This is a genomic window from Pseudomonas peradeniyensis, assembly GCF_014268935.2.
GTDB classification, from domain to species: Bacteria; Pseudomonadota; Gammaproteobacteria; order Pseudomonadales; family Pseudomonadaceae; genus Aquipseudomonas; species Aquipseudomonas peradeniyensis.
Map to the genome: position 1 here is coordinate 2138388 of NZ_JABWRJ020000001.1, position 26627 is coordinate 2165014.

General features: G+C 62.7%; 27 protein-coding genes and 1 tRNA gene. 21 read left to right on the forward strand and 7 right to left on the reverse strand.

The window, feature by feature from the left end; genetic code table 11:
• The first annotated feature begins 75 nt into the window (after window positions 1-75).
• Window positions 76-1134, forward strand: a complete 1059-nt coding sequence (dinB, locus tag HU751_RS09350) for a DNA polymerase IV (protein WP_186734003.1) — start codon at window positions 76-78, stop codon at window positions 1132-1134.
• Window positions 1135-1165: 31 nt separating this feature from the next.
• Here the strand turns inward: dinB and HU751_RS09355 are convergent, their stop codons facing one another.
• From HU751_RS09355 to HU751_RS09365, 3 genes are all read right to left on the reverse strand, one after another.
• Window positions 1166-2119, reverse strand: a complete 954-nt coding sequence (locus HU751_RS09355; RefSeq protein ID WP_186733991.1) for a YceB family lipoprotein — start codon at window positions 2117-2119, stop codon at window positions 1166-1168.
• A gap of 21 nt (window positions 2120-2140) precedes the next feature.
• Entirely contained in the window at window positions 2141-3856 is a 1716-nt protein-coding gene (locus HU751_RS09360; RefSeq protein WP_186733990.1) for a proline--tRNA ligase, read from the reverse strand.
• A gap of 156 nt (window positions 3857-4012) precedes the next feature.
• A complete protein-coding gene (locus tag HU751_RS09365; protein ID WP_186733989.1) occupies window positions 4013-5329 on the reverse strand; it encodes an OprD family porin in 1317 nt (438 codons plus the stop codon).
• Between the two features lie 762 nt (window positions 5330-6091).
• On the opposite strand from HU751_RS09365, the gene HU751_RS09370 reads away from it, so the two are divergent.
• Window positions 6092-6511: an HIT family protein gene (locus HU751_RS09370; RefSeq protein WP_050704470.1), complete on the forward strand. Its 420-nt coding sequence runs from the start codon at window positions 6092-6094 to the stop codon at window positions 6509-6511.
• A gap of 2 nt (window positions 6512-6513) precedes the next feature.
• Window positions 6514-6726, forward strand: a complete 213-nt coding sequence (locus HU751_RS09375) for a SlyX family protein (protein ID WP_225933256.1) — start codon at window positions 6514-6516, stop codon at window positions 6724-6726.
• 16 nt (window positions 6727-6742) lie between these two features.
• Here the strand turns inward: HU751_RS09375 and HU751_RS27075 are convergent, their stop codons facing one another.
• Window positions 6743-7336 (reverse strand): cold-shock protein, encoded by a 594-nt coding sequence (locus HU751_RS27075; protein WP_186733988.1) that lies wholly within the window; start codon window positions 7334-7336, stop codon window positions 6743-6745.
• 267 nt (window positions 7337-7603) lie between these two features.
• Here HU751_RS27075 and HU751_RS09385 point away from each other — a divergent pair, with 267 nt between their 5' ends.
• The 18 genes from HU751_RS09385 (at window position 7604) to HU751_RS09470 (ending at window position 21181) form a co-directional block, all read left to right on the forward strand.
• Window positions 7604-8077, forward strand: a complete 474-nt coding sequence (locus tag HU751_RS09385) for a Dps family protein (protein WP_028690591.1) — start codon at window positions 7604-7606, stop codon at window positions 8075-8077.
• Window positions 8078-8259: 182 nt separating this feature from the next.
• Window positions 8260-8592 (forward strand): ribbon-helix-helix domain-containing protein, encoded by a 333-nt coding sequence (locus HU751_RS09390; protein ID WP_225933257.1) that lies wholly within the window; start codon window positions 8260-8262, stop codon window positions 8590-8592.
• A gap of 89 nt (window positions 8593-8681) precedes the next feature.
• Window positions 8682-8903, forward strand: a complete 222-nt coding sequence (locus tag HU751_RS09395) for an FmdB family zinc ribbon protein (RefSeq protein ID WP_050704473.1) — start codon at window positions 8682-8684, stop codon at window positions 8901-8903.
• Window positions 8904-8997: 94 nt separating this feature from the next.
• Window positions 8998-10773, forward strand: coding sequence for an aspartate--tRNA ligase (aspS, locus tag HU751_RS09400; RefSeq protein WP_186716297.1), 1776 nt, complete (start codon window positions 8998-9000; stop codon window positions 10771-10773).
• 110 nt (window positions 10774-10883) lie between these two features.
• Window positions 10884-11636: a YebC/PmpR family DNA-binding transcriptional regulator gene (locus tag HU751_RS09405; protein ID WP_062574893.1), complete on the forward strand. Its 753-nt coding sequence runs from the start codon at window positions 10884-10886 to the stop codon at window positions 11634-11636.
• A 148-nt stretch (window positions 11637-11784) separates the two neighbouring features.
• A complete protein-coding gene (gene ruvC, locus HU751_RS09410; protein WP_050704476.1) occupies window positions 11785-12309 on the forward strand; it encodes a crossover junction endodeoxyribonuclease RuvC in 525 nt (174 codons plus the stop codon).
• Between the two features lie 108 nt (window positions 12310-12417).
• Window positions 12418-13035 (forward strand): Holliday junction branch migration protein RuvA, encoded by a 618-nt coding sequence (gene ruvA / locus HU751_RS09415; RefSeq protein WP_027919956.1) that lies wholly within the window; start codon window positions 12418-12420, stop codon window positions 13033-13035.
• The gene (ruvB, locus tag HU751_RS09420; RefSeq protein ID WP_011535158.1) at window positions 13032-14078 is read left to right on the forward strand and encodes a Holliday junction branch migration DNA helicase RuvB; all 1047 of its coding nucleotides are present in this window, start codon (window positions 13032-13034) and stop codon (window positions 14076-14078) included. The genes ruvA and ruvB overlap by 4 nt, the downstream gene beginning before the upstream one ends.
• A gap of 125 nt (window positions 14079-14203) precedes the next feature.
• On the forward strand, window positions 14204-14656 hold the full coding sequence (gene ybgC, locus HU751_RS09425; protein WP_186733987.1) for a tol-pal system-associated acyl-CoA thioesterase: 453 nt from the start codon (window positions 14204-14206) through the stop codon (window positions 14654-14656).
• A gap of 2 nt (window positions 14657-14658) precedes the next feature.
• The gene (gene tolQ, locus HU751_RS09430; RefSeq protein WP_023628695.1) at window positions 14659-15354 is read left to right on the forward strand and encodes a protein TolQ; all 696 of its coding nucleotides are present in this window, start codon (window positions 14659-14661) and stop codon (window positions 15352-15354) included.
• Between the two features lie 14 nt (window positions 15355-15368).
• On the forward strand, window positions 15369-15821 hold the full coding sequence (gene tolR / locus HU751_RS09435; RefSeq protein ID WP_011535155.1) for a protein TolR: 453 nt from the start codon (window positions 15369-15371) through the stop codon (window positions 15819-15821).
• On the forward strand, window positions 15821-16885 hold the full coding sequence (tolA, locus tag HU751_RS09440) for a cell envelope integrity protein TolA (protein ID WP_186733986.1): 1065 nt from the start codon (window positions 15821-15823) through the stop codon (window positions 16883-16885). Before tolR ends, tolA begins: the two co-directional genes overlap by 1 nt.
• 47 nt (window positions 16886-16932) lie before the next feature.
• A complete protein-coding gene (gene tolB / locus HU751_RS09445) occupies window positions 16933-18183 on the forward strand; it encodes a Tol-Pal system beta propeller repeat protein TolB (protein WP_044488355.1) in 1251 nt (416 codons plus the stop codon).
• A 54-nt stretch (window positions 18184-18237) separates the two neighbouring features.
• Entirely contained in the window at window positions 18238-18735 is a 498-nt protein-coding gene (pal, locus tag HU751_RS09450; RefSeq protein ID WP_028690581.1) for a peptidoglycan-associated lipoprotein Pal, read from the forward strand.
• Between the two features lie 6 nt (window positions 18736-18741).
• Window positions 18742-19551, forward strand: coding sequence for a tol-pal system protein YbgF (ybgF, locus tag HU751_RS09455; protein WP_050704480.1), 810 nt, complete (start codon window positions 18742-18744; stop codon window positions 19549-19551).
• 160 nt (window positions 19552-19711) lie between these two features.
• Window positions 19712-20359 carry a 7-carboxy-7-deazaguanine synthase QueE gene (queE, locus tag HU751_RS09460; RefSeq protein WP_050704519.1) on the forward strand — a complete coding sequence of 216 codons (648 nt, stop codon included), beginning with the start codon at window positions 19712-19714 and terminating at the stop codon, window positions 20357-20359.
• Between the two features lie 10 nt (window positions 20360-20369).
• On the forward strand, window positions 20370-21044 hold the full coding sequence (gene queC, locus HU751_RS09465; RefSeq protein ID WP_050704481.1) for a 7-cyano-7-deazaguanine synthase QueC: 675 nt from the start codon (window positions 20370-20372) through the stop codon (window positions 21042-21044).
• 61 nt (window positions 21045-21105) lie between these two features.
• Window positions 21106-21181: transfer RNA gene (locus HU751_RS09470), tRNA-Lys, on the forward strand.
• A gap of 71 nt (window positions 21182-21252) precedes the next feature.
• Here HU751_RS09470 and HU751_RS09475 read toward each other — a convergent pair.
• The 3 genes from HU751_RS09475 to HU751_RS09485 form a co-directional block, all read right to left on the reverse strand.
• Complete coding sequence (locus HU751_RS09475; RefSeq protein WP_186733985.1) at window positions 21253-22539, reverse strand: NAD(P)/FAD-dependent oxidoreductase; 1287 nt, start codon at window positions 22537-22539, stop codon at window positions 21253-21255.
• 53 nt (window positions 22540-22592) lie between these two features.
• Complete coding sequence (locus tag HU751_RS09480) at window positions 22593-24146, reverse strand: amino acid permease (protein WP_186733984.1); 1554 nt, start codon at window positions 24144-24146, stop codon at window positions 22593-22595.
• A gap of 486 nt (window positions 24147-24632) precedes the next feature.
• On the reverse strand, window positions 24633-26414 hold the full coding sequence (locus HU751_RS09485) for a phosphoethanolamine transferase CptA (RefSeq protein WP_186733983.1): 1782 nt from the start codon (window positions 26412-26414) through the stop codon (window positions 24633-24635).
• Between the last annotated feature and the right edge of the window lie 213 nt (window positions 26415-26627).

The following is a 26627-nucleotide window of genomic DNA, read 5'->3' on the forward strand; positions in this document are numbered from 1 at the left end:
CGCACAGGCTGTTTCGTGGCGGGGGCATGGGATATTATCTGTATGAATTTACAGTAGTGGCTGTCGTCCATGTCCCTGCGCAAGATCATCCACATTGATTGTGACTGTTTCTACGCCGCCATCGAGATGCGTGACGACCCGCGCCTGGTCGGTCGCCCCATGGCGGTGGGCGGGCAGCCGGGGCAGCGCGGGGTGATTGCCACCTGCAACTATGAGGCGCGTGCCTATGGGGTTCGTTCGGCGATGGCGTCCGGGCATGCCCTGAAGCTGTGTCCGGACCTAGAGATCGTCAAGCCGCGCTTCGAGGCCTACCGCGAGGCGTCGCGGGAGATCCATACGATCTTTCGCGACTACACCGAGTTGATCGAGCCCTTGTCGCTGGACGAGGCCTACCTGGATGTCAGCGACAGCCAGTGGTTTGCCGGCAGTGCCACGCGCATTGCCGAGGATATTCGCCGTCGAGTGGCCCAGCAGCTGCACATTACGGTTTCCGCCGGGGTGGCGCCGAACAAGTTCCTGGCCAAGATCGCCAGTGACTGGCGCAAGCCCAACGGTTTGTTCGTCATCACTCCGGATCAGGTGGAGGAATTCGTTGCGAACCTGCCGGTGGCGCGCTTGCACGGAGTCGGCAAGGTGACGGCGGACAAGCTCTCGCGGCTGGGGATCGATACCTGCCTGTCGCTACGCGACTGGTCGCGGCTGGCGCTGGTTCGCGAGTTCGGCAGTTTTGGCGAGCGCCTGTGGGGGCTGGCGCGGGGGATCGACGAGCGGGCGGTACAGAACGACAGCCGGCGACAGTCGGTCAGCGTCGAGAACACCTACGACCATGACCTGCCCGACCTGAACAGCTGCCTGGAAAAATTGCCGGAGCTGTTGGCCAGCCTGAACGAGCGGATAGCGCGGATGGACAGCAGCTATCGGCCCGACAAGCCCTTCGTCAAGGTCAAGTTCCATGACTTCAGCCAGACCACGATGGAGCAGGCGGGGGCGGGTAGGGATCTGGAGAGTTACCGGCAGTTGCTCAGTCAGGCGTTTGCCCGGGGCGGCAAGCCGGTGCGGTTGTTGGGTGTGGGGGTGAGGCTGCGCGACCTGCGCGGGGCGCATGAGCAGTTGGAGTTGTTCGGAGATAAATAGAAGAGGGGCTGCAAGGCAGCCCCTTTTCGTGTTACTGCACGCCTGGATCGGCCACCAGGCGCCCGGTGGCCTTGGTCAGCGTCTGCAGGAATTCCTGTTGCAGTTCCGGATCGTTGCGGGTCAGCTCGATCAGGCTCTGCTCCAGTTCACTGGCTTCTTCTTCCAGGCCCAGCTCCGACAGGCGCTTGACCCGATGCACCCACTGGCCGACATCATCATCCTCGAGGTCATCGAAGATCAGCTCGTGAGCCTCGAGCAGCTTGCCGCGCAGGTTGCCGCTGACCAGCAGGCTGGCATCGCCGCGCACCTGGTTGTCCTCGTCGGCCACCTGCAGGTGCAGGGTGCCGATATGGTTGAGGTTCTGCTCGGAGAACGGGCTGTCGAGCAGGTTCAGGCGCAGCACACCGTTCTTGTCGGTAGTCAGCTCGTGGGTCATCTTGCCGGCTTTGACCTCGACCAGGCGCTCGTTCCACGGCAGGCTGATGGACTCCTCGCGCTTGCCCTTCTCAACCTCGTCGATACCGGCCAGGTTCTGCTGGGCGCGACCGTTGGACGGCACGTTCATGAACGGGTTGACGCCCGCCACGCCATAGCTGAGCCAGTCGTGGGTGACGCTGTCCGGCAGGTTGCCCAGGGCGAACACGTTGACCACGTTGGCGCCGATACCGGCCACCACCGCTACCGCGCCAAGCGGGATCTCGTAGATCTCCCGCCAGGGTTGGTAGGGGGTGTAGCGGTCGTAGCGGCGGGTCACCTCGAACTCGGTGACCTCGAAGCGCTTGAGCTCATGGATGCGCACACGTCGTTGCGGAAGCTCCATCACCTTCGGCTCGCCGACATCGATCTGCAGACTGTGCTCGAGCAGCTTGCGCTCGACGCGCTCCTCGTGGTCGCTGCGCTGAGACATCTGGTTGGCGCAGCCGCTGAGGAGCAGGGCACCGCACAGTGCGGCGCCCCCCAGGGTGTAGGTACTTCGCTTGGACATGATCACTCGCGTAACGGGTTATCAGCGGCGGATGCGGGCCTGCAGGAAGGTCAGCACGTCCGCGAGCGGCAGTGCCTGGGCCTCCGATTCGGTGCGGTGCTTGTATTCCAGGTTGCCGTCGGCCAGACCACGGTCGCTGACGACGATGCGGTGCGGAATGCCGATCAGCTCCATGTCGGCGAACTTGATGCCGGGGCTGGTCTTCTTGTCGCGGTCGTCCAGCAGCACTTCGAAGCCGGCGGCGGTCAGTTCGGCATACAGCTTGTCGGTGGCTTCGCGGACCACATCGGTCTCGTAGCGCAGCGGTACCAGGGCGATCTGGAACGGTGCCAGGGCGTCGTTCCAGATGATGCCTTTTTCGTCATAGCTCTGCTCGATGGCGGCAGCGACCACGCGGGACACGCCGATGCCGTAGCAGCCCATGGACAGTACGACAGGCTTGCCGTTCTCACCCAGCACCTGGCACTTGAGCGCCTCGCTGTACTTGGTGCCGAGCTGGAAGATATGGCCGACTTCGATGCCGCGCTTGATCACCAGGGTACCCTGGCCGTCCGGGCTCGGGTCGCCCTCGACCACGTTGCGCAGGTCGGCGACCTGTGGAACCGGCAGGTCGCGCTCCCAGTTGACGCCGAAGTAGTGCTTGTCGTCGATGTTAGCGCCGATGCCGAAGTCGCTCATCAGGGCGACCGAGCGGTCGATGATGCATTCCAGCGGCAGGTTCAGCGGGCCGAGCGAGCCTGCGCCGGCACCGATGGCGGCGCGCAGCTCGGCGTCGGAAGCCATGACCAACGGGTCGGCGACCTGCTCCAGCTTGGCAGCCTTGATCTCGTTGAGCTCATGGTCGCCACGGACGATCAGGGCGACCAGCTTGCCTTCCTCGGCGCCATGCACGATCAGGGTCTTGACGGTCTTCTCGATCGCCAGGCCAAAGTTTTCCACCAGTTCGGCGATGGTCTTGGCATTCGGGGTGTCGACCAGGCGCAGCTCTTCGGTCGGGGCCGGACGCACGGTTTCACGCGGGATGGCCTCGGCCTTCTCGATGTTGGCGGCGTAGTCGGAGGTGTCGCTGAAGATCACGTCGTCCTCGCCGGAGGAGGCGAGCACGTGGAACTCGTGGGAGTAGCTGCCACCGATGGAGCCGGTGTCGGCCTGCACCGGACGGAAGTCCAGGCCCAGGCGGGTAAAGATGTTGGAGTACGCCAGGTGCATGCGGTCGTAGGTTTCCTGCAGGGAAGCCTGGTCGGCATGGAAGGAGTAGGCGTCCTTCATGATGAACTCGCGGCCGCGCATCAGGCCGAAGCGCGGACGGATCTCGTCACGGAACTTGGTCTGGATCTGGTACATGTTCAGCGGCAGCTGCTTGTAGCTGGACAGCTCGTTGCGCGCCAGGTCGGTGATGACCTCTTCATGGGTCGGGCCGACGCAGAAGTCGCGCTGGTGGCGGTCCTTCAGGCGCAGCAGCTCGGGGCCGTACTGCTCCCAGCGGCCGGATTCCTGCCACAGTTCAGCCGGCTGGATGCTCGGCATCAGCACTTCGAGGGCACCGGCAGCGTTCATTTCCTCGCGGACCACGGCTTCGACCTTGCGCATCACCCGCAGGCCCATCGGCAGCCAGGTGTACAGGCCGGAGGCCAGTTTGCGGATCATGCCGGCACGCAGCATGAGCTGGTGGCTGATGACCACTGCATCGGCAGGGGTTTCTTTTTGGGTGGCGAGCAAATATTGACTGGTGCGCATGGTGGGCCGTGTCGATTGCCTGAATGTGAAATGACCCCGCATTGTACGGGGGCGAAACGAAAGCGTACAGAATGCAGCAGTAAGGCTTTTCTGTCAGCCACGAAAAAGCCCGGCGATCGCCGGGCTTCTTCATTTTCGGGCGTCGCAAACCTGGGTTTACAGGATGCTCAGCGGGTACTCGACGATCAGGCGCAGTTCGTCGATGGAGTTGGAGCCGTAGTACACGCCGTCCGCGGAGCGGTAGGTAGCTTGACGCACGCGCAGGCTCAGGTCCTTGGCCGGGCCGCTTTGCAGGACGTACTTGACGTCGATGTCGCGTTCCCATTCCTTGCCGTCGTCGGTGGTGCGGGTGGTGGCGCCGGTGCCGCGAGCGTAACGGGTCATGAAGGTCAGGCCAGGGATCCCGTACTCGGCGAAGTTCAGGTCGTAACGGGCCTGCCAGGACTTCTCGTCTTCGGCGTTGAAGTCGGAGCGGGCGATGGAGTTGGCCAGGAACACGGTACCGCCACCGTCGACGCCATAGGCATAGTCACCGTCGCCGCTGACTTTCTGGTAGGCCAGGGTGAAGGTGTGCGCGCCGATATTGTAGGCAGCCGAGAGGCTGGCGGCGATGTTGTCGAGCTCGTTGGTGCCATCCGCTTTCTTGACGAAGGCGCCGGTGCGGTTTTCACCGATGGACTTGGTGTCATAGATGTTGAAGTCGAACACCAGGCCTTGCTTGTCGCTGATCGGCAGCGCCCAGTTGACGTTGCCGTACCACTTGCGGAAATGGTCTTCGACGCGGGAGTAGTACAGGGTGGTGCTCAGGCTGTCGGTGATGGCGTAGGTGCCACCGAAGACGTTCGCTTCGGTCAGACCAGGGCGCTTCTCACGCGCATCGTTGAGACCACCGATGCTGTCCTTATAGCTTGCCGCCTGTGCATCGAGACGGGTGAAGTGACCGGCGTTCAGTTCCAGGCCCTTGATTTCCTTGCTGGTCAGCAAGAAGCCTTCGGCAACTTCAGGCAGCAGTCGGCTGTCGTCGGTGGCAAAGACCGGCATGGCGGTGTACTGGCCGCCATATTTCAGGACGGTGTCGGAAATACGGAATTTGACCGCGCCGTAGCCCTTGGAGTAATCGTCTTGCGAACGGCCGTCAGAGCCGGTAGGGAACAGGCCGGTGCCGGCGCGGCCCTTGCCGCTGTCGACCTTGACGCCCAGCAGGCCGATGGCGTCGACGCCGACGCCGACGGTGCCTTGGGTGAAGCCGGACTCGAAGGTGCCATGGAAGCCCAGGCCTGTTTCTTCTGCACGGCTCTGGTCGCCAGCCGGGGCATTACGGAAGTCACGGCTGAAATACAGCATCCGGGTCTTGACATTCAGCTTGCTGTCTTCGACGAAGCCCTTGGACTCGTCCTGGGAAGAGGCGATAGCCAGCTGCGAAGTCCCTGCCGCTACGGCCAGGGCGATCATGCTCCACTTCATCACGCGCATCGTGATTTGCTCCTTTGGTTTTTAGGAAGAGTACCGCCGCACCCGGGTATTTTAGTTATGGGGCCGGCTCTTTCTTGTTATGTCGGCGAAAATGTATATCACGCGGACTATTCTTGGCGATATGGGTAAAAACAACCTTTCGGTAACTTTATGGCCATGTCGCTGTTGGTTGTCTCCATGTCGCAAATCACGCCTGTCATATAATGGCGTACAACTCCAGCGCTGTCTCGAAACCGTCATATTTGTATAAATACAAAGTACGGCTTGTGAAACTCCCTGGTTTATCCGATGCCGCTGTTGTTATTTGTCGCGTTCACCCTGCAATGCAGGGGTCGTGCCGACTTGGCGTGAAACGAATGCAACAAGCGTGCTCAAAATCACGAACGCTTGATGAAATTTTCACATTTGCCTCGAGCGGGGCTGGAAAACCTCCGCAAACACGGGGCGCGACCAGTTCGTCGGCGGGTCGCGATCCTTCCTTGTGTTTGCTTGGGAAGCTGCCTTCCAAGTCAAGGTGTTACCGCCGATTGTTTATCCTGGCTGTTTTATGTGAAGGATGTGTGGCGAAGGTCTGACGAGCGGCATCATTTTGGTGCGAAAAGTAGCGCAGTGTTACCGAAGCGGGGCGTTGATGTTGTCATTCGCGTGCCACAAATGCCCAGGATCGACGTCGACGGGTGTGGCAGCGGTCGAAGCGGAGTATCCTTGCGCGCCTGTGCCCGACCGCTCGGAAGGGCTGTATCGCTTGTAAGGAGGTTTGCCGTGTTCACCCTCGATTCGCGTCTGCAGGAGGATTCCCTGGTGCTGGGCGATCTGCCGCTGTGCCGCCTGCTGCTGAGCAAGGATGCCAACTACCCCTGGTTCATCCTGGTGCCGCGTCGCGCCGATATCACCGAAGTGTTCGAGCTCGAGGAGGCCGACCAGCAGCAGCTGTGGGTCGAGACCACCGCCCTGGCCGAGGCGCTGAAGGATGCCTTCGCCGCCGATAAGATGAATGTCGCGGCCCTGGGCAACGTGGTCAGCCAGTTGCACATGCATGTGATCGTGCGGCGCCAGGGCGATGCCGCCTGGCCTGCCCCGGTCTGGGGCAAAGTGTCGGCCATCGGCTACACCCAGGAACAGGTCGATGGTATTCGCCAGCAAGTGCGCGCGCTGCTGGGTGAAAGCTTCAAGGAGGCTTGAGGATGTCGCAGGAGCTGGAAGTGCGCATGATCGAGCTGGAGACCCGCCAGGCGTTCCAGGATGACAGCTTGCAGGCGCTCAATGATGTGATTGTCGAGCAGGGCCGGGCGATCGAACGCTTGCAATTGCAGATGGCGGAGCTGATCAAGCGCTACGAGGAGATGGCCGGCCAGCAGGGCGGCGGGGGAGAGGAAGCGCCGCCGCCTCATTATTGAGCGCGGCGGCAAAGGGTCAGCGGCGCGCGACGGCGACCACGTCTTCGGCCTGCAGGCCCTTGTCGCGGTGCATCACCGAGAACTCCACGCGCTGGCCTTCGACCAGCACCCGGTGGCCCTCGCCGCGGATGGCGCGAAAGTGCACGAAGATATCGTCACCGGAATCGCGGGAGATGAAGCCGAAGCCCTTGGAGGTGTTGAACCACTTCACGGTGCCGGTATCGCGATTTCCGACGTCATGCGAGGTGCCCTGGCTGGAGCGGGCCTTTCGCGTGCTGCGAACGAAGCCGGCAATCAGGTGCAGGGCGCAGGCCAGGACAGCACAGGCCAGTGCTGCCAGGTTGCCCAGCTCCGGGCGGGCCAGCAGGGTCACGGTCTGTAATACCACGGCCAGCACCAGCAGCAGGCTGGCGGCGTGTTGCAATTGCTGGCGCATGCCTTTGTAGTACTGCGGCAGTACCGGGGCAATGACCAGGTTGAGCAGCCCGAGCAGCGCCAGGTAGACGGCCTCGGGTTGTTGCAGGAAGGGTGTTGCGTCAGCTTTCAGGCTGGGTATGAGCGATAGCAGCAACGCTGCCAGGCCCGTCACCAGATGGACGATCTTGAACATTGGTTTGGCTCACATTGATAAGGCCGATCACAGGATGAGCTGGTCGCACGGTGCGCGTGAACGGTAGGCGCGAAAACGTGGCGGGCCAGCCTATGCACCCGGCATTGACAATCCGCACGGGTGGCACACTGCCTATTTAACAGCAAAGACGCAGGCTTCTCAAACCGGCTGGCGCGGGCGGCCCTGTGCCGCATGCGCCGGGCGGCAACTCTTGTTAGAGTGTTTGCTGCCCGCTTGATGATCAAGCCTTATGGAAAGGGGAGCTTCATGGCAATCGATATCGGTATCAGTGAAGAAGATCGCAAGTCCATCGTCGATGGATTGTCCCGCCTGTTGTCGGATACCTATGTACTGTATCTGAAAACCCATAACTTCCATTGGAACGTCACCGGTCCGTCGTTCCGCACCCTGCACCTGATGTTCGAGGAGCAATACAACGAGCTGGCCCTGGCGGTCGATTCGATTGCCGAGCGCATTCGTGCCCTGGGATTCCCGGCGCCGGGTTCCTACGCCTTCTATGCCCGCCACTCCTCCATCAAGGAAGAGGAGGGCGTGCCGCCCGCCGAGGAAATGATCCGCCAGCTGGTGCAGGGGCAGGAGGCGGTGGTGCGCACCGCGCGCAGCATCTTCCCGGTGGTGGACAAGGTCAGCGATGAGCCGACCGCCGACCTGCTGACCCAGCGCATGCAGGTCCACGAGAAAACGGCGTGGATGCTGCGAGTCCTGCTCGACGGAAACTGATTGCCGGTTGCTTGTCGTTCTGCCCAATGAACACGGGCTCGATACCGTTGACGGTATCGGGCCAGGGCGTTTGTGGGGAAGACTTTGCCGCTGCTATCGAGCTGGTCGATGGCGCTTCATGACGGTCATGGACCCATTCGGCTGACGAACGGGGTGTGGTTTCGTGACGATGGAGCGGTGCGATGGGCGATCCGATGCGTGGTATCGACGGTAATGCAAGGCAGGGAGGAGGCAATCCGCGTCTCGACCCGTTCAGGCGGGATTTCGACATGACCCAGGCCGGGCCCGTGTCGCGCTCGGTGCGGCTCAACGGCTTTGCCACCTGCCTGCGCCTGGAGGTGGTGTATTGGCGCATCCTGGAGCGCATCGCCCAGGCCAACCGTTGTTCGGTGAGCGCCGTGTTGTCCTATGTGGATCGCGAGGTGCACCTGCGCCATGGCGGGGTGAGGAATTTCAGCGGCCTGGTCAGGGTGATCTGCGTCGCCTGGCTGCAGGAAGCGCGAGACGCGCACTGATCGCCGGGCTGCACTGCTCTCCTTTACCATATATAATCCCGCTCTTTGCTGCCTTGGGCAGCGTGCGATGTGGTTGACGAGAGACACCCATGCCCCTGTACGACTATCAATGTGCATCCTGCGAACACCAAATGGAGGTGTTGCAGAAGATCAGTGCCGCGCCGCTGACCGATTGCCCGGCGTGCCAGGCGCCGGCATTGAAGAAGCTGCTGTCGGTCCCCGGCTTTCGCCTGAGTGGCAACGGCTGGTACGAGACCGACTTCAAGACCGGGGCGAAAAAGAATCTGGCAGGCGGCGACAAGGCCGACTGAGTTGAATTGCATCCGCCAGGTCTTGCAGTATTAGCCCCTTGGGCGGCCAAGACCTCCACCGAACACACGAATCACGAGAAGCGAAACCACGATCATGATGCGCAGCCATTATTGCGGCCAACTGAACGAGTCCCTGGACGGCCAGGAAGTCACCCTTTGCGGCTGGGTCCATCGTCGCCGCGACCACGGCGGGGTGATTTTCCTCGACATCCGTGACCGCGAGGGCATGGCCCAGGTCGTATTCGACCCGGATCGCGCCGAAACCTTCGCCGCCGCCGACCGCGTGCGCAGCGAATATGTCGTGCAGATCACCGGCAAGGTACGCAAGCGCCCAGAAGGCGCGGTGAACGCCAACATGGCCTCCGGTGCCATCGAGATCCTCGGCTACCAGCTGAACGTGCTCAACGAAGCGGAAACCCCGCCGTTCCCGCTGAACGAATACTCCGATGTCGGCGAGGAAACCCGCCTGCGCTATCGCTTCATCGACCTGCGCCGTCCGGAAATGGCCGACAAGCTGCGCCTGCGTTCGCGCATCACCAGCAGCATCCGTCGCTTCCTCGACGAAAACGGCTTCCTCGATGTCGAAACACCGATCCTGACCCGTGCCACCCCTGAAGGCGCGCGCGACTACCTGGTGCCGAGCCGCACCCACGCCGGCAGCTTCTTCGCCCTGCCGCAGTCGCCGCAGCTGTTCAAGCAACTGCTGATGGTCGCCGGCTTCGACCGCTACTACCAGATCGCCAAGTGCTTCCGTGACGAAGACCTGCGCGCCGACCGCCAGCCGGAATTCACCCAGATCGACATCGAGACCAGCTTCCTCGACGAGTCCGAGATCATGGGTCTGACCGAAAGCATGATCCGCAAGCTGTTCAAGGAAGTGCTGGACCTGGAGTTCGGTGAGTTCCCGCACATGACCTTCGAAGAAGCCATGCGCCGCTACGGTTCCGACAAGCCGGACCTGCGTATTCCGCTGGAGCTGGTTGACGTCGCCGACCAGTTGAAAGATGTCGACTTCAAGGTCTTCGCCGGTCCAGCCAACGATCCGAAGTGCCGCGTCACCGCCCTGCGCCTGCCGGGCGGCGCCAGCATGCCGCGCAGCAAGATCGATGAGTACACCAAGTTCGTCGGCATCTACGGCGCCAAGGGCCTGGCCTACATCAAGGTCAACGAGCGCGCCAAGGGTGTCGAGGGTCTGCAGTCGCCGATCGTCAAGAACATCCCCGAGGCCAACCTCAACAACATCCTCGACCGCGTAGGCGCCGTGGATGGCGACATCGTGTTCTTCGGTGCCGACAAGTTCAAGATCGTCAGCGAGGCTCTGGGCGCGCTGCGTATCCGCCTGGGCCACGACTTCGAGCTGCTGACCTGCGAGTGGGCGCCGATGTGGGTCGTCGACTTCCCGATGTTCGAAGAGAACGAAGACGGCAGCTTCACCGCGCTGCACCACCCGTTCACCGCGCCGAAGTGCACCCCCGAAGAGCTGGAGGCCAACCCGGCCACCGCGCTGTCGCGTGCCTACGACATGGTCCTGAACGGCACCGAGCTGGGTGGCGGTTCGATCCGTATCCACCGCAAAGAGATGCAGCAAGCGGTGTTCCGTCTGCTGGGCATCGAAGCGGCAGAACAGGAAGAGAAGTTCGGCTTCCTGCTCGACGCCCTGAAGTTCGGCGCACCGCCGCACGGTGGCCTGGCCTTCGGCCTGGATCGCCTGGTCATGCTGATGACCGGCGCCCAGTCGATCCGTGAAGTGATCGCTTTCCCGAAAACCCAGAGCGCCGCGTGCGTCATGACCCAGGCCCCTGGCCTGGTCGACGCCAAGGCCCTGCGTGAGCTGCACATCCGTCTGCGCGAGCAGACCAAGGTCGAGTGATCGACCGGGGCGCCTCGGTCACGGGGTGCCCCCGCGCTTGATGCGCAGGATTCTTCACGTTCCGCCCTTCGGGGCGGAACCTGTTTCTGTTTCAAGGATTCGGAGTCGTTATGGCTGGTCATTCCAAGTGGGCGAACATCAAGCACCGCAAAGAGCGCCAGGATGCCAAGAGAGGCAAGGTCTTCACCAAATGGATCCGCGAACTGACCGTCGCGGCCAAGCAGGGCGGTCCTGACCCGGCCTCCAACCCGCGCCTGCGTCTGGCGCTGGACAAGGCCCTGGGTGCCAACATGAGCCGCGACATCATCGATCGCGCCGTGGCCCGTGGTGCCGGCACCAACGAAAGCGACAACGTCGAAGAGCTGAGCTACGAGGGCTACGGCCCGGGCGGCGTGGCGATCATGGTCGAGGCCATGACCGACAACCGCAACCGTACCGCCGCCGCCGTGCGCCATGCCTTCACCAAATGCGGTGGCAACCTGGGCACCGACGGCTCGGTGGCCTACCTGTTCGAGCGCAAGGGGCAGATCAGCTTCGCCGCCGAGCTTGCGGTCGACGAGGACGCGCTGATGGAGGCCGCGATGGAGGCCGACGCCGACGACGTGGTGGCCAACGACGATGGCTCCTTCGAGGTGTTCACCTCGTTCAACAGCTTCTATGCCGTGCGCAATGCGCTCGAAGAGGCCGGCTTCAAGGCCTCGGACGCAGAGATCGTGATGCAGCCGACCACCAGCGCCGAGCTGGACAAGGACGGCGCGGAGAAGGTGCTCAAGCTGATCGACATGCTCGAGGACCTGGACGACGTGCAGAACGTCTACTCCAATGCGCAGATCTCCGATGAGATCATGGAAACGCTGGGCTGATAAGCATTCGGCTACCAGTGCGCCTGTACTGGCGCAATCGCGGGGCAAGTCCGCTCCCACGAGACCGGCAAATGCTGGCGTGGGAGCGGGCTTGCCCCGCGATTGCGTCCAGCAAAACCTTATGCATCGACGACTGACTGCACATGCTATGACTCTGATTCTTGGTATCGACCCCGGCTCGCGCATCACCGGCTTCGGCGTGGTCCGCCAGACCGCCCGTGGTTGCGAATATGTGGCCTCGGGCTGCATTCGCACCGGCGGCGGCGAGTTGCCCGAACGTCTGCAGATCGTCTTTCGCGGGGTGAGCGAGATCATCCGCGAGCATGGTCCGGTGACCATGGGCATCGAGCGGGTGTTCATGGCGCGCAACGCCGATTCGGCGCTCAAGCTGGGCCAGGCCCGGGGCGCGGCCATCGTTGCCGCGGCCGAGGCGGGCCTGGAGATCGCCGAGTACAGCGCCAGCCAGGTCAAGCAGGCCGTGGCCGGCACCGGCGGGGCCAATAAAGAGCAGGTGATGATGATGGTCATGCACCTGCTCAAACTGACCCAGAAGCCGCAGATCGACGCCTCTGACGCCCTGGCAATCGCCCTGTGCCATGCCCATACCCGTTCCAGCCTGATTCCCCATGGGCTGGCGACGGCGCGGCGGCGCGGCGGACGCTTGCGTCTGTAACCGCTTCATGCGCTGATACACATTTTGTCCGGGTGACGCGCGCTCCCGGCGCATTTGCTGATAGGGTGGACCGGTTTTCGACCGGCGCCCGAGAGGAAGGATCGGAACGTGATTGGACGTTTGCGTGGCACCCTGGCGGAAAAACAGCCGCCACACCTGATTATCGACGTCAACGGCGTGGGCTATGAGCTGGAAGTGCCGATGACCACCCTGTATCGCCTGCCCAAGGTCGGCGAGCCAGTGACTGTGCATACCCACCTGGTTGTGCGTGAAGATGCCCATCTGCTCTATGGTTTCGCGGAAAAACGCGAGCGCGAGCTGTTCCGCGAGCTGATCCGCCTGAACGGCGTGGGGCCGAAGCTGGCGCTGGCGCTGATGTCCGGCCTGGAAGTGGACGAACTGGTGCGCTGCGTGCAGGCCCAGGACGCCTCGGTCCTGGTGCGCGTGCCCGGCGTCGGCAAGAAAACCGCCGAACGCCTGCTGGTCGAACTCAAGGACCGCTTCAAGGCGTGGGAAACCTCCCCGGCGATGTTCACCCTGGTCTCCGACGGCCCGTTGCCGGTCGCCAGTGAGTCCTCGGCCGAGGCCGACGCGGTCAGTGCCCTGGTCTCCCTGGGCTACAAACCACAGGAAGCGAGCAAGGCGATTGCCGCGATCAAGGACAAGGCGGGCCTGAGCAGCGAGGAGCTGATCCGTCGCAGCCTTAAAGGGATGATTACCAAGTGATCGAGACCGACCGCCTGATCGCCGCCAGTGGCCGCGACCGCGAAGAAGTCCAGGACCGCGCGATCCGCCCGCTGCGCTTGGACGAGTACATCGGCCAGCCGGTGGTGCGCGAGCAGATGGCGTTGTTCATCCAGGCCGCGCGCGGGCGCAACGAGTCCCTCGACCATACCCTGATCTTCGGCCCGCCGGGCCTGGGCAAGACCACCCTGGCCAACATCATCGCCCAGGAGATGGGCGTGTCGGTCAAGAGTACCTCGGGCCCGATTCTCGAGCGCCCGGGCGACCTCGCGGCAATGCTGACCAACCTCGAGCCCCATGACGTGCTGTTCATCGACGAGATCCACCGGTTGTCACCAGTGGTCGAGGAGGTGCTCTATCCGGCGATGGAAGACTTCCAGCTGGACATCATGATCGGCGAAGGCCCGGCCGCGCGCTCGATCAAGCTCGACCTACCGCCGTTCACCCTGGTCGGCGCCACCACCCGCGCCGGCATGCTGACCAACCCGCTGCGCGACCGTTTCGGCATCGTCCAGCGCCTGGAGTTCTACAGCAACAAGGACCTGGCCACCATCGTCAGCCGTTCGGCCGGTATTCTCGGGCTGCCGATGGACGACAAGGGCGCCTTCGAGATCGCCCGCCGGGCGCGGGGTACGCCACGGATCGCCAACCGCCTGCTGCGGCGGGTGCGCGACTTTGCCGAAGTGCGCGGCAAGGGCGAGATCACCAAGGCCGTCGCGGATATGGCGCTGAACCTGCTGGATGTCGACGAACGTGGCTTCGATCACTCCGACCGGCGTCTGCTGCTGACCATGATCGAGAAGTTCGACGGCGGTCCGGTGGGGCTCGACAACATTGCCGCAGCGATCGGCGAGGAACGTCACACTATCGAGGACGTGCTCGAACCCTATCTGATCCAGCAGGGCTACATCATGCGTACCCCGCGAGGCCGCGTGGTGACCCGACACGCCTACCTGCATTTCGGCCTGAACATCCCCGGACGCTTCTGCGAAGGTGGCGAATATGCCGCCCAGGACGACGAATGACAGATCGAATCGGGTTTTTCGTGGTCCTACCGCTGGCACGGCGCAGGCTCGCTGGCAATACGACATTATCGATGCAAAAACAGTTGCCGGGGCGGATTGGCAAGTTCAGGAGTAACCACTAGAGTATGCGCGCGCAAAATGGGCTGGAACCGTTCGCACACCGCTGTCGCGTCTATTACGAGGATACCGACGCCGGTGGCGTGGTGTATTACGTCAACTACCTCAAGTTCATGGAGCGCGCCCGCACCGAGCGGCTGCGGCACCTGGGGTTCTCCCAGGCCCAGCTGGCGCAGGACAACCTGTTGTTCGTGGTCCATTCCAGCGAGGCGCGCTATCACGCGCCGGCCCGCCTGGACGATGAGCTGCGGGTGACCGCGCAAGTGCTTGAATTGAATCGTGCCAGCCTGCGCTTCGTGCAGCAGGTGTGGCGAACACAGGATGAAGTGCTGCTCTGCGAGGGGCAGTTCCTGGTGGCCGCCGTGCGCGCCGACACTTTCAAACCCCGGGCCATTCCCCCAGAACTGCGCGACGCATTCCTGGCGGACGGCGCGGGTACTCAATCGAACGCAGGAGAATAAGCGTGGAAGCAAACGTCGTCGACCATACCTCCATGTGGAGCCTGGTCGCCAATGCCAGTGTCGTGGTTCAGCTGGTAATGCTGACCCTCGTGGCAGCCTCGGTGACCTCTTGGATCATGATCTTCCAGCGCAGCACCATGCTGCGCGCCGGTCGTCGTGCACTGGACGCTTTCGAAGAGCGCTTCTGGTCGGGCATCGACCTGTCCAAGCTGTACCGTCAGGCAGGCAGCAACCCTGACCCGGACTCGGGTGTCGAGCAGGTCTTCCGCGCCGGCTTCAAGGAATTCTCGCGTCTGCGCCAGCAGCCGGGCGTTGACCCGGACGCGGTCATGGAAGGTGTCGGTCGTGCCATGCGCGTGGCGATCTCCCGCGAGGAAGAAAAGCTCGAGCAGAGCCTGCCGTTCCTGGCCACCGTCGGTTCCACCAGCCCGTACATCGGTCTGTTCGGTACCGTGTGGGGCATCATGAACTCGTTCCGTGGCCTGGCCAGCGCCCAGCAGGCGACCCTGGCCACCGTGGCCCCCGGTATCGCCGAGGCCCTGATCGCCACCGCGATCGGCCTGTTCGCCGCGATCCCGGCCGTTATCGCCTACAACCGTTTTGCCGCGCGCAGTGAAGTGCTGATTGGCCGCTACTACACCTTCGCCGACGAGTTCCAGGCGATCCTGCACCGCAAAGTACACACCAGCGAAGAGTGATCAGGTAGAAACCCATGGCCCGAGTTCGCCACAAACGCAAGCCGGTCGCCGAGATGAACGTGGTGCCCTACATCGACGTGATGCTGGTGCTGCTGGTCATCTTCATGGTGACCGCCCCCATGCTCAACCAGGGCGTGAAGGTGGACCTGCCCAAGGTTTCCAGCGAAGCCTTGCCGCAGGACAACAACGTCCAGGTCCTGACCATCTCGATCAAGGCCGACAAGACCTACTACTGGAACCTTGGCAGCGAAGTCGACACCGACAAGCAGATGGACAAGGCCATGACCTTGCCGGAAATGACCGGTGCGGTGACCAAGATCATCGCCGCCGGCCGTGACCAGGGCAAGCAGACCCAGGTCTTCATCCGTGGCGACAAGGCCGTCGACTACGGTGCGGTCATGGGCGCCATGGGCGGGTTGCAGAAGGCCGGTGTCGGTAACGTTGGCCTGATTACCGAGGCGCCCTGATGCAGCAGCGAGAGCCATCCGCCTCGGAAAGCTACTTCTGGCCCAGCGTCTGGGCCATTGGCCTGCATGTGCTCGTGTTCGGCATGCTGTTCGTCAGCTTTGCCATGACCCCCGAGCTGCCGCCGTCCAAGCCCATCGTCCAGGCCACGCTCTACCAGCTCAAGTCCAAGAGCCAGGCGACCACCCAGACCAATCAGAAGATTGCCGGGGAAGCGAAGAAAACCGCCTCGCGCCAGACTGAGGTCGAGCAGCTGGAACAGAAGAAGATCGAGCAGGAGGCCGTGAAGGCCGCGGAACAAAAGAAAGCCGACGCCGCTCAAAAGGCCGAGGAGGCTCGCGAAGCCGCCGAGGCGAAGAAAGCCGAGGCCGCCGAGCAGAAGAAAGCCGCCGAGGCCAAGAAAGCCGAGGAGGCGAAGAAGGCCGCTGAAAAGCAGCAGGCTGACATCGCCAAGAAGAAGGCTGAGGAAGAGGCCAAGAAACAGGCCGAGGAAGAAGCCAAGAAAGAAGCTGCGGAAGAGGCGAAGAAGAAAGCCGCCGAAGACGCGAAGAAAAAAGCAGCCGAGGACGCCAAGAAGAAAGCGGCGGCCGAGGACGCGAAGAAGAAGGCAGCTGAAGAGGCCAAGAAAAAGGCCGCGGCAGATGCCCAGAAGAAAAAGGCACAGGAAGCGGCCCGCAAGGCGGCAGAAGACAAGAAGGCCCAGGCGCTCGCCGAGCTGTTGTCCGACACCACCGAGCGGCAGCAGGCGCTGGCCGACGAGCAGGGTGACCAGGTGGCCGGCGACTTCGACGACCTGATCCGTATGCGCGCGGCCGAAGGTTGGGCGCGTCCGCCATCTGCGCGCAAGGGCATGACGGTAGTTCTGCAGATCAACATGCTGCCGGACGGCACCATCACCAACGTGAGTGTGGCCAAGTCCAGCGGCGACGGTCCGTTCGACAGCTCGGCCGTGGCCGCGGTGAAGAACATTGGTCGGTTGACCGAGATGCAGGGCTTGAAGCCGAGCGATTTCAATCCGTATCGTTCATTCAAGATGACATTTACACCTGAGGATCTAGCGTTGTGATTAAACGTCTGAGAGGACTCCTGGTCTTGCTCTGCTGCGTGGCAGGCATGGCCATGGCAGAGGAAAAGAACATCCTGGTCACCAGCGGTAGCGACCGGGCAACTCCCATTGCGGTAGTGCCGTTCGGCGTGCAGGGCGGCAGCGTGCTGCCCGAAGACATGGCTGACATCATCAGCAACGACCTGCGCAACTCCGGCTACTACGGGCCGATCCCGCGGCAGAACATGATCAGCCTGCCAACCCAGGCCAGCGAAGTGATCTTCCGTGACTGGAAAGCCCTGGGCGCCCAGTACGTCATGGTCGGCAGCATCGTTCCGTCCGGTGGCCGCCTGCAGGTGAGCTACGCGCTGTTCAACGTCGCCACCGAGCAGCAAGTGCTGACCGGCAGCGTTGCCGGCGGCGTCGACCAGCTGCGCGACATGGCCCACTACATCGCCGACCAGTCGTTCGAGAAACTCACCGGCATCAAGGGTGCGTTCTCCACCCGCATGCTGTACGTGACCGCCGAGCGTTTCTCGACCAACAACACCCGCTACACCCTGCAGCGTTCGGATTACGACGGTGCCCGTGCAGTGACCCTGTTGCAGTCGCGTGAACCGATCCTGTCGCCGCGTTTCGCGCCGGATGGCAAGCGTATCGCCTATGTCTCGTTCGAGCAGAAGCGCCCGCGTATCTTCATCCAGCACATCGACACCGGCCGCCGCGAGCAGATCACCAACTTCGAGGGCCTGAACGGCGCCCCGGCCTGGTCGCCTGACGGCACCCGCCTGGCGTTCGTGCTGTCCAAGGACGGCAACCCGGACATCTACGTGATGAACGTGGCCTCGCGCCAGATCACCCGCGTGACCGCAGGCCCGGGTATCAACACCGAGCCGTTCTGGGGCAAGGATGGCAACACCCTGTACTTCACCTCCGACCGTGGCGGCAAGCCGCAGATCTACAAACAGTCGGTCGGTGGTGGTGGCGCCGAGCGCGTGACATTCGTGGGCAACTACAACGCCAACCCGAAACTGTCGGCGGACGAGAAGACCCTGGTGATGATCCATCGTCAGCAGGGCTTCACCAACTTCAAGGTGGCCGCTCAGGACCTGCAACGCGGAAGTGTAAAGATTCTCACCGAGACCAGTCTTGATGAGTCTCCCACTGTTGCGCCAAACGGCACCATGCTAATCTACGCCACCCGCCAGCAGGGCCGGGGAGTCTTGATGCTCGTGTCGCTTAACGGCCGCGTGAGGCTCCCACTTCCTACCGCTCAAGGCGAAGTCAGAGAACCGTCCTGGTCCCCTTACCTGAACTGATTGCGGCGTAACACGTTTTGCTTAACACACTGGGGTTTCATTAGGAGTTTCACGATGGAAATGCTGAAGTTTGGTAAATTCGCTGCGCTGGCTCTGGCCATGGCCGTAGCTGTAGGTTGCTCCTCGAAGGGCGGTGACAACGCTGGTGAAGGCGCTGTTGACCCGAACGCTGGCTACGGTGCCAACACTGGCGCTGTTGACGGCTCCCTGAGCGAAGAAGCCGCCCTGCGCGCAATCACCACCTTCTACTTCGAATACGACAGCTCGGATCTGAAGCCAGAAGCCATGCGCTCCCTGGACGTTCACGCCAAGGACCTGAAAGCCAACGGCAACCGCGTTGTTCTGGAAGGCAACACCGACGAGCGCGGCACCCGCGAGTACAACATGGCTCTGGGTGAGCGTCGTGCCAAGGCCGTTCAGCGCTACCTGGTTCTGCAGGGCGTTTCCCCTGCTCAGCTGGAACTGGTTTCCTACGGCGAAGAGCGTCCAGTTGCCACCGGCAACGACGAGCAGTCCTGGGCTCAGAACCGTCGCGTAGAACTGCGTAAGTAAGTTCTTATGCGTATGTGCCGTCGTGCTGTAACCGTCCTCGCACTCAGCCTGCCCCTTTCGGCGTGGGCTGCGGTTCCCGTAGTAGATGACAACGCGGGTGGCTATCCACCTGCGGGTTATGGCACGAGCGGCGCCTATGCCGGAGCAGGGGCTTCGGCCCCTGCTTCTGCAAATGGCCAGCTGTTCATGCAGCTGCAGCAGATGCAGGACCAGATTTCCCGCCAGCAAGGCATCATCGAAGAGTTGCAGAACGATGTGTCGCGCATGAAGCAGGAAAACCTCGAGCGCTATCAGGATCTCGACCGCCGCCTCAGCAGCGGTGCCGCGCCTGCCGCGACTCCAGACAATTCCTCCACCGGTGGCGCGAACAACGCAGCCACGGGTGCCGCCGCCGGCGCCAGCGCCGCGCAGCCACCGGCCGCCAGCAGCGAGCCGGGTGATCCGGCGAAAGAGAAGCTGTATTACGACGCCGCTTTCGACCTGATCAAGCAGAAGGACTTCGACAAGGCCAGCCAGGCCTTCAACGCCTTCCTGCGCAAGTACCCCAACAGCCAGTACGCCGGCAATGCCCAGTACTGGCTTGGCGAGGTCAACCTGGCCAAGGGCGACCTGCAAGGCGCCAGCCAGGCGTTCGCCGAAGTTGGCCAGAAGTACCCGAAACACAGCAAGGTGCCGGATTCGCTGTACAAGCTGGCCGATGTCGAGCGCCGCATGGGCCACACCGACAAGGTCAAGGGCATCCTGCAGCAGGTCATCACCCAGTACCCCGGCACTTCCGCCGCACAACTGGCCCAGCGCGACCTGCAAAAGCTCTGAGCGACCCGTTGATGAAGAAACCCGCGCCTGTCGCGGGTTTTTTCGTTAGAATCACGGCCCTTTTTTCGTAAACACGCTGCTGCGGATAACGCCATGTCGAGTCCGCGACAGTGCCTGACGGAGGCGGACAGCCTGTTCAGCTGTCACGCCCGTGGCGATCATGCAAGACACATTACGCATCACCGAAGTGTTTTACTCATTGCAGGGTGAAACGCGAACGGCCGGGCTGCCCACGGTTTTCGTGCGCCTGACCGGTTGCCCCCTGCGCTGCCAGTACTGCGACAGTGCCTACGCTTTCAGTGGCGGCACCATCCGCACGCTCGATTCGATCCTCGAGCAGGTCGCCGGCTTCAAGCCGCGCTACGTCTGCGTGACCGGCGGCGAGCCGCTGGCCCAGCCCAACGCGCTGCCGTTACTGCAGCGCCTGTGCGACGCCGGTTATGACGTGTCGCTGGAAACCAGCGGCGCCCTCGACATCAGTGGCGTCGACACCCGGGTCAGTCGCGTGGTCGACCTCAAGACCCCGGGCTCGGAAGAGTCCCATCGCAACCGCTACGAGAACATCGAGCTGCTGACCGGCAACGACCAGGTCAAGTTCGTCATCTGTTCCCGCGAGGACTACGATTGGGCGGTTTCCAAGCTGATTCAGTACAACCTGGCCGAGCGTGCCGGGGAGGTGCTGTTTTCGCCCAGCCACCATCAGGTGAGCGCCACCGACCTGGCCGACTGGATCGTCGCCGACAACCTGCCCGTGCGTTTCCAGCTGCAGCTGCACAAGCTGCTGTGGAACGACGAACCCGGACGTTGAGGAGCAAGACATGACTGACAAACGCGCGGTAATCCTGCTGTCCGGTGGCCTGGACTCGGCCACCGTGGTGGCCATGGCCAAGGCCGACGGCTACCAGTGCTACACCATGAGTTTCGACTACGGCCAGCGCCATCGCGCCGAGCTCAACGCCGCGGCACGGGTGGCCCGTGACCTGGGCGTGGTCGAACACAAGGTGATCGGCCTGAACCTCGACGGCATCGGTGGCTCGGCCCTGACCGACAGCAGCATCGATGTGCCCGAGGCGCCGAGCGAGGGGATTCCGGTCACCTACGTGCCGGCTCGCAATACCGTTTTCCTGTCCCTGGCCCTGGGCTGGGCGGAGGTGCTCGAAGCCCGTGACATCTTCATCGGTGTCAACGCCGTGGACTACTCCGGTTATCCGGACTGCCGCCCGGAATTCGTCGAAGCCTTCGAGCGCATGGCCAACCTGGCCACCAAGGCGGGTGTGGAGGGGCAGGGCTTCCGCATCCAGGCACCGTTGCAGAACCTGAGCAAGGCACAGATCGTCCAGGCGGGCATTGCCCGTGGCGTGGACTACAGCCTGACCGTTTCCTGCTACCAGGCCGATGACGACGGGCGTGCCTGCGGCAAGTGCGACAGCTGCCGCCTGCGTGCCGACGGCTTCAAGGCGGCCGGCGTAGAGGACCCCACCCGGTATTTCTGAAAATTTTTGCGATGGGGTGTTGATTTCCTCTGAGAAATCAGTAATATACGCGCCATCCAACGGGTCGTTAGCTCAGTTGGTAGAGCAGTTGGCTTTTAACCAATTGGTCGTAGGTTCGAATCCTACACGACCCACCATATGCTGTACGAAAGAGCCCGCCTTCATGGCGGGCTTTTTCATGCCTGTCGAAAAGTGGCCAGATCCACTGTCAACGGTTCAGCCGCCGCGCATCGAAGGCATCGCGCGCCTGGTAGGCGGTGTAGGTGGCCTGCGCGGCCACCAGGCCGGCCAGGCCGAAGGTGCGGTCGAGGCCGAACTGGCTGAAACCGCTCGGGATCGGCAGGCGGCGGGCGATGGCGTCCGCCAGCACTTCGCCGGCGACCGTGGTCGGTGCCATGCCGTGGCCGCCGAAGCCGACTGCGTGCCAGATGCTGTTGTGGTCCTGGCCGATCTGCGCCATCTGGTGGCGCCCGTAGCTCATCAGGCCGCCCCAGGAGTATTCCAGTTCTATGTCCTCAAGTTGCGGGTAGACGCTCACCAGGTCGGCCTTGAGCAGCCTGGCGATGGCCTGTGGTCCACGGTCGAGGATGGAGATGCGTCCGCCCCAGAGAATCCGGGTGTCTTTCAGCGGGCGGTAGTAATCGAAGGCGAAGCGTGTGTCGTAGATGGCCGACTGGCAGTCGACGGCATCCGGCAGGCGTGCGCCCAGTGGCGGTGTGGTCACCACGTAGGTGGCGATCGGCAGCACGGCGCGTTCGATCGGGGCATAGACGCCGCGGGCATAGCCCCCTGCGGAGAACACCACTTCCTCGGCATGGACTTCGCCCTGGTCGGTGCGCACGATGTAGCCACCGGCCTTCTTCTCGATGCTGGTCACCGGCGACTGCTCGTAGAGCGTCACCCCGGCCTGTGCCGCAGCCTGGGCGATGCCGCAGACGTACTTGAGCGGGTGGAAGTGGAATGCGTTGCGCTCCAGCAACCCGCCGTAATAACGCTCGGTCCTGAGCTGTTCCTTCAGCTCGCCAGGGGCGATGTACTTCCAGTCGACGCCATAGGCCTGCTTCATCAGTTGGCGCGGTTTCTCCAGGCGCGACGGATCGTTGAACCAGTTGGCGAGGATCACGCCCTGGTCGACCAGGTCGCAGTCGATGGCGTAGCGGCGGGTGCGTTCGCGGATCAGGTCGACGGCATCGAGGGTCAGTCGATACAGCTTGCGTGCCTCGTTGGCGCCCAAGGTCGACAGCAGGTCGGCGTTGCCGAGGCTGTAGCCGCCGAAGACGAAGCCGCCGTTGCGTCCCGAGGCGCCATGGCCGACACGATGTGATTCAAGGATCGTCACATCGCTCACCCCGCGCTCGGCAAGCCCTATCGCGGTCGACAGGCCAGCCAGGCCGCCACCGAGGATGCACACGCGGGTATCGGTGCGTCCGCTTTGGGCGGGGTAGAAGGTTCTGCTGGCGGTGGCTTCGTAGTAGGAGTCGAAGGTGCTGTTCATCAGGGTTCCGGAGCAGTGGTGGGCGGACCGGGGCGGGTCCGCCAATGGAGTGTTCAGGCGGGCTGCTGGCTGGCCACGAGCGCATCGCTGGCGGGCTCTGCCTTGCTGCGTTCGGCCTTGCGCATCTCGATACTGGAGAAGTCCATTTCCCTGTAGCGCACCACCCTGGAACCTGTGACCAGCTTGTGGCCGAACCAGACCACCACGAACAGCACCAGGCCGACATAGGTGGCGAAGGCGCCGATCCAGTCGATCTGCCCGCCGATGAATGCCTGGTAGTTCTGCCCGAGCATCACCACCATGCACAGGCCGAAGGCGAACAGCGGGCCGAATGGGAAGTACTTCGACACATACGGCAGTTTTGCCAGGTCGTTGCCGTGGAACAGGTAGCCGCGGCGGAAGCGGTAATGGCTGATCGCGATGCCCAGCCAAGCGATGAAGCCGAGCATGCCGGAGGTGTTGAGCAGCCACAGGTAGAGCTTGCCGGGGCTGAACAGGAAGCTCAGCAGGCACAGGCCGGCGACCGCGGCGGTGGCCAGCAGCGCCCAGACCGGCGTGCCGCTGCGGGTCACCCGGGCGAAGATGGCCGGCGCCTTGCGCTCCAGTGCCAGGCTGTAGAGCATGCGCGAGGAGGCGTACATGCCTGAGTTGCCGGCAGACAGTACCGAGGTCAGGATCACTGCGTTCATCACGGCCGCGGCGGCGAGCATGTCGGCCTTGGCGAAGATCAGGGTGAACGGGCTGATGGTGACGTCCGACAGGCCATCCTTGAGCAGTCGTGGGTCGGTGTAGGGGATCAGCAGGCCGATCACGACGATGGTGAGCACGTAGAACAGCAGGATGCGCCAGAAGATCTGGCGCACGGCCTTGGGAATGTTGCGCCCCGGGTTTTCGGTTTCGCCGGCGGCGATGCCGACGAACTCGGTACCCTGGAACGAGAAGCCGACGATCATCGCCACGCCGATCAGCGCTGGCAGGCCGCCGGCGATGGGCGCGTCGCCAATCTGCCAGAGGTGGGCGCCGCCGTCCTGGCCGCCTTCGAGGATGCCCAGCAGCATCAGCACGCCCACGGCGATGAAGATGATGATGGTGATGACCTTGATCAGGGCGAACCAGAACTCCGCCTCGCCGAAGAAGCGCACCGAGGCGACGTTGAGGGCGAACAGCAGCACCAGGAAGGCCGCGCTCCAGATCACCCCGGGCGTGTCCGGGAACCAGTAGAGCATGATGATCTGCACGGCCACCAGGTCCACGGCGATGGTCACGGCCCAGGAGTACCAGTAGTTCCAGCCCAGGGCGAAACCAAAACTTTCTTCCACGTAGCGTGAGGCATAGGTGGAGAACGAACCGCTGACCGGCATGCATGCGGCCATTTCGCCGAGGCTGGTCATCAGGAAGTAGACCATCAGGCCGATTACCGCGAAGGCCAGCAGCGCACCGCCGGGGCCGGACTGGGCGATGGTGGCGCCGGAGGAGACGAACAGGCCGGTGCCGATGGAGCCGCCGATGGCGATCATGTTCAGGTGGCGGCTGGTGAGGGTGCGTTTGAGGTGTCCGGAAGGCGGGGCTGCGGCAGTCAAACTTGCGTTGTTGTTCGAATGGGTCATGGGCAACCTATTGGATCTGCATTCGGGTGAGTTGTTGTTTTTGTTGTGATCTGACCACTTCCAGTTGCAGGTGACGGGCGCGGTTTGGGCGCCGGTCGGCCGGCGGCTTCTCCAGTGCCGCGGCGGTCGCGATTGCATTGATTGAAATCAGTATTGGCGTTGAAAGGCGTTCGCAACAAACGACAATTAGTTGCTACATCATTCCTTTTAGGAATGTTCGATTTCGTCGTTTTGATGATGTGCCAAAGCGAATGTTTGCACGTACTCATTTGAATTGCCCAAGATTACTGGGGTGTATTGACGTCATTGTGGAGTGGAATATTGTCGTTTTGTAATTGTCATGAAATGTACGAAACAATATGGCAGAAATTTATTCATCATTGATGCAGCAAAAAACCGATACCTGGGGGCCAGATATCGGTTCTTGAGGGGGAGTGTCCCTTCAAGCGGAGGGACTGGTGTGAGGGGCGGCCTTGTCTCGGGTTTTCAGCCTTCGTCAGGGTGAACTGTGGTGCTGCTGCTGCTGCTGCTGGCGGTCCGCTGTTCCTGTTTCACTCGGGTGCCTGGCAGGTTGTCGAACTCGTGCAGCCCGTTTTTCGCGTATGGGTCGCCGATCCAGCGTGGGCTGGCGGTGAACGCTTCGTTGACCAGGCTCTTGGCCGGCTCGTAGCGGTCGTAGCTAAGGCCCGCCAGGTCGGAGAGGGTGTGGATCAGGTGTGCGCTGCTGTAGGGGCGGTTGGCCATCGACTGCAGGTCGCGCGGGTGCTCCGCCTGCCAGCTGGGCGAGGTCCAGAGCAGGAAGGGGATGGTGTACATCGGCCGGGTCGGGTCGGCCTCGTTGCGGCCGAGGCGATCATGATTGCCGGAGCTGTAGACGTCCTCGCCATGGTCGGAGAGGTACACCAGGAAGCCGTTCGGGGTGCTGGCCGAATAGCGCTTGATCAGGTCGGACACGACGAAATCGTTGTAGCGCACGGCGTTGTCATAGAAGTTGTAGGTCCGTAGCTGGTCGGGGGACAGTGCCGCCGGCGCGCCGGTGTTGTCCTTGAAGTGGTCGAAGCCGGCCGGATAGCGGTAGCGGTAATCCATGTGCGTGCCGAGCAGGTGAACGATGATCAGCTTCTTGCCGGCCGGGTCCTGCAGGGCCTTTTCGAAAGGCTCCAGCACCACGCTGTCGTACTGGCTGGCGTTCTGGTTGCGCTGGTTGTTCAGGTAGACCGGCACATCCGTCTGCTGTGAGAAGGTGGTGAGCATGGTGTTGCGCTTGGTCATCGTCTGCTGGTTGGTGATCCAGAAGGTCTTGTAGCCGGCCTGTTTCATCAGGTTGATCAGCGATGGATCGGTGAGGAAGCGGTCAGGGTGCTGTTGATCGCCGAAGGTGAGGATCTGCTGCATCACTTCGATGGTGTACGGGCGTGGCGAGACGACGTTGCGGAACACGGTGAGGCCCTTGTCGCGGGCGGCCAGGGCATCGAGGTTCGGCGTGGTGTCGCGGTCGTAGCCGTACAGGTGCATGTGTTCGCGGGTGGTGGACTCGCCCAGTACCAGCACCAGGGTGCGCGGCGCGTCGCCGCTGTTGTCCTTGAGGTTCTTTAGTGGCGGCAGGGCGGCGTTCTGCTCCAGCAGGGCCTGCATGTTGTCCAGTTGCTGGCGGTATTGCCGGTAGCCGACCACCAGTTGCCAGGGCACCGCGGCCGCCATGCGTTGCTCGACCTTTTCCCGGGCGTCGGCGAAGCTGCGTTGTTGGGAGACCATCTGCTTGTAGAACGGGTAGCCCAGGGTTGCCGTCAGCAACAGGACGACCACGGGCAGGCGGCTGTACAACGGCAGGGTGACCGGGCGGATGCGCCGCCACAGCAGCACGGCGATCGCGCTGTAGAGCAGCAGCCCCAGGCATAGCCAGACGCTGAAGTACTGGCTGAAGTATTCCCCGGCCTCGGCGGTGTTGGACTCGAACATCACGAAGATGACGCTCTGCGAGAACTCCTGGCGGTAGATGCCGAAATAGCTCAGGCCGACGAGTGAGCTGGCCCACAACACCAGTCCGATCAGGGCGGCGAGGGGGCGGGTCAGGCGTGGTAGCAGCAGGACCGGTGCCAGCCACAGGCTGCTGAGAAACAGGGCGTCGCGAAAGCCGGCGAAGCCGGTGGTGCCGCTGAACAACAGCAGGGCCTGGGTGATGCCGGAGAAGTACCAGAAGAACAGCAGGAGCCAGCCGAGACCGGGCCAGTCGATGGATTTGCGGGCGGGGGGAGTTGTACGGGACACGTATGCCTCAGAGAGCGGTTGCCTGCCGGATTGGTTGGCAGGCGACGCTAGAGGGGGCAGCGTGAAAAGATCGTCAACAATTCATGAAAGTCCCGGAGAGACCGACGAGTGAGATACGAGTAACTTGCTCTTGTTGTTTGCTCTTGTTGTTTGCTCTTGTTGTTTGCTCTTGTTGTTTGCTCTTGTTGTTGCTGTTTGCTTTTGCTTCTAAGC

Excerpts from the sequence above, each read along its gene's own strand:
- HU751_RS09355 (WP_186733991.1), bottom strand. The coding sequence starts at position 2,119 with ATGTCCAAGCGAAGTACCTACACCCTGGGGGGCGCCGCACTGTGCGGT.
- HU751_RS09360 (WP_186733990.1), bottom strand. The coding sequence starts at position 3,856 with ATGCGCACCAGTCAATATTTGCTCGCCACCCAAAAAGAAACCCCTGCC.
- HU751_RS09365 (WP_186733989.1), bottom strand. The coding sequence starts at position 5,329 with ATGCGCGTGATGAAGTGGAGCATGATCGCCCTGGCCGTAGCGGCAGGG.
- HU751_RS09375 (WP_225933256.1), top strand. The coding sequence starts at position 6,514 with ATGTCGCAGGAGCTGGAAGTGCGCATGATCGAGCTGGAGACCCGCCAG.
- HU751_RS27075 (WP_186733988.1), bottom strand. The coding sequence starts at position 7,336 with ATGTTCAAGATCGTCCATCTGGTGACGGGCCTGGCAGCGTTGCTGCTA.
- HU751_RS09385 (WP_028690591.1), top strand. The coding sequence starts at position 7,604 with ATGGCAATCGATATCGGTATCAGTGAAGAAGATCGCAAGTCCATCGTC.
- HU751_RS09390 (WP_225933257.1), top strand. The coding sequence starts at position 8,260 with ATGGGCGATCCGATGCGTGGTATCGACGGTAATGCAAGGCAGGGAGGA.
- HU751_RS09395 (WP_050704473.1), top strand. The coding sequence starts at position 8,682 with ATGCCCCTGTACGACTATCAATGTGCATCCTGCGAACACCAAATGGAG.
- aspS (WP_186716297.1), top strand. The coding sequence starts at position 8,998 with ATGATGCGCAGCCATTATTGCGGCCAACTGAACGAGTCCCTGGACGGC.
- HU751_RS09405 (WP_062574893.1), top strand. The coding sequence starts at position 10,884 with ATGGCTGGTCATTCCAAGTGGGCGAACATCAAGCACCGCAAAGAGCGC.
- ruvC (WP_050704476.1), top strand. The coding sequence starts at position 11,785 with ATGACTCTGATTCTTGGTATCGACCCCGGCTCGCGCATCACCGGCTTC.
- ybgC (WP_186733987.1), top strand. The coding sequence starts at position 14,204 with ATGCGCGCGCAAAATGGGCTGGAACCGTTCGCACACCGCTGTCGCGTC.
- tolR (WP_011535155.1), top strand. The coding sequence starts at position 15,369 with ATGGCCCGAGTTCGCCACAAACGCAAGCCGGTCGCCGAGATGAACGTG.
- tolA (WP_186733986.1), top strand. The coding sequence starts at position 15,821 with ATGCAGCAGCGAGAGCCATCCGCCTCGGAAAGCTACTTCTGGCCCAGC.
- tolB (WP_044488355.1), top strand. The coding sequence starts at position 16,933 with ATGGCCATGGCAGAGGAAAAGAACATCCTGGTCACCAGCGGTAGCGAC.
- pal (WP_028690581.1), top strand. The coding sequence starts at position 18,238 with ATGGAAATGCTGAAGTTTGGTAAATTCGCTGCGCTGGCTCTGGCCATG.
- ybgF (WP_050704480.1), top strand. The coding sequence starts at position 18,742 with ATGCGTATGTGCCGTCGTGCTGTAACCGTCCTCGCACTCAGCCTGCCC.
- queE (WP_050704519.1), top strand. The coding sequence starts at position 19,712 with ATGCAAGACACATTACGCATCACCGAAGTGTTTTACTCATTGCAGGGT.
- queC (WP_050704481.1), top strand. The coding sequence starts at position 20,370 with ATGACTGACAAACGCGCGGTAATCCTGCTGTCCGGTGGCCTGGACTCG.
- HU751_RS09475 (WP_186733985.1), bottom strand. The coding sequence starts at position 22,539 with ATGAACAGCACCTTCGACTCCTACTACGAAGCCACCGCCAGCAGAACC.
- HU751_RS09480 (WP_186733984.1), bottom strand. The coding sequence starts at position 24,146 with ATGACCCATTCGAACAACAACGCAAGTTTGACTGCCGCAGCCCCGCCT.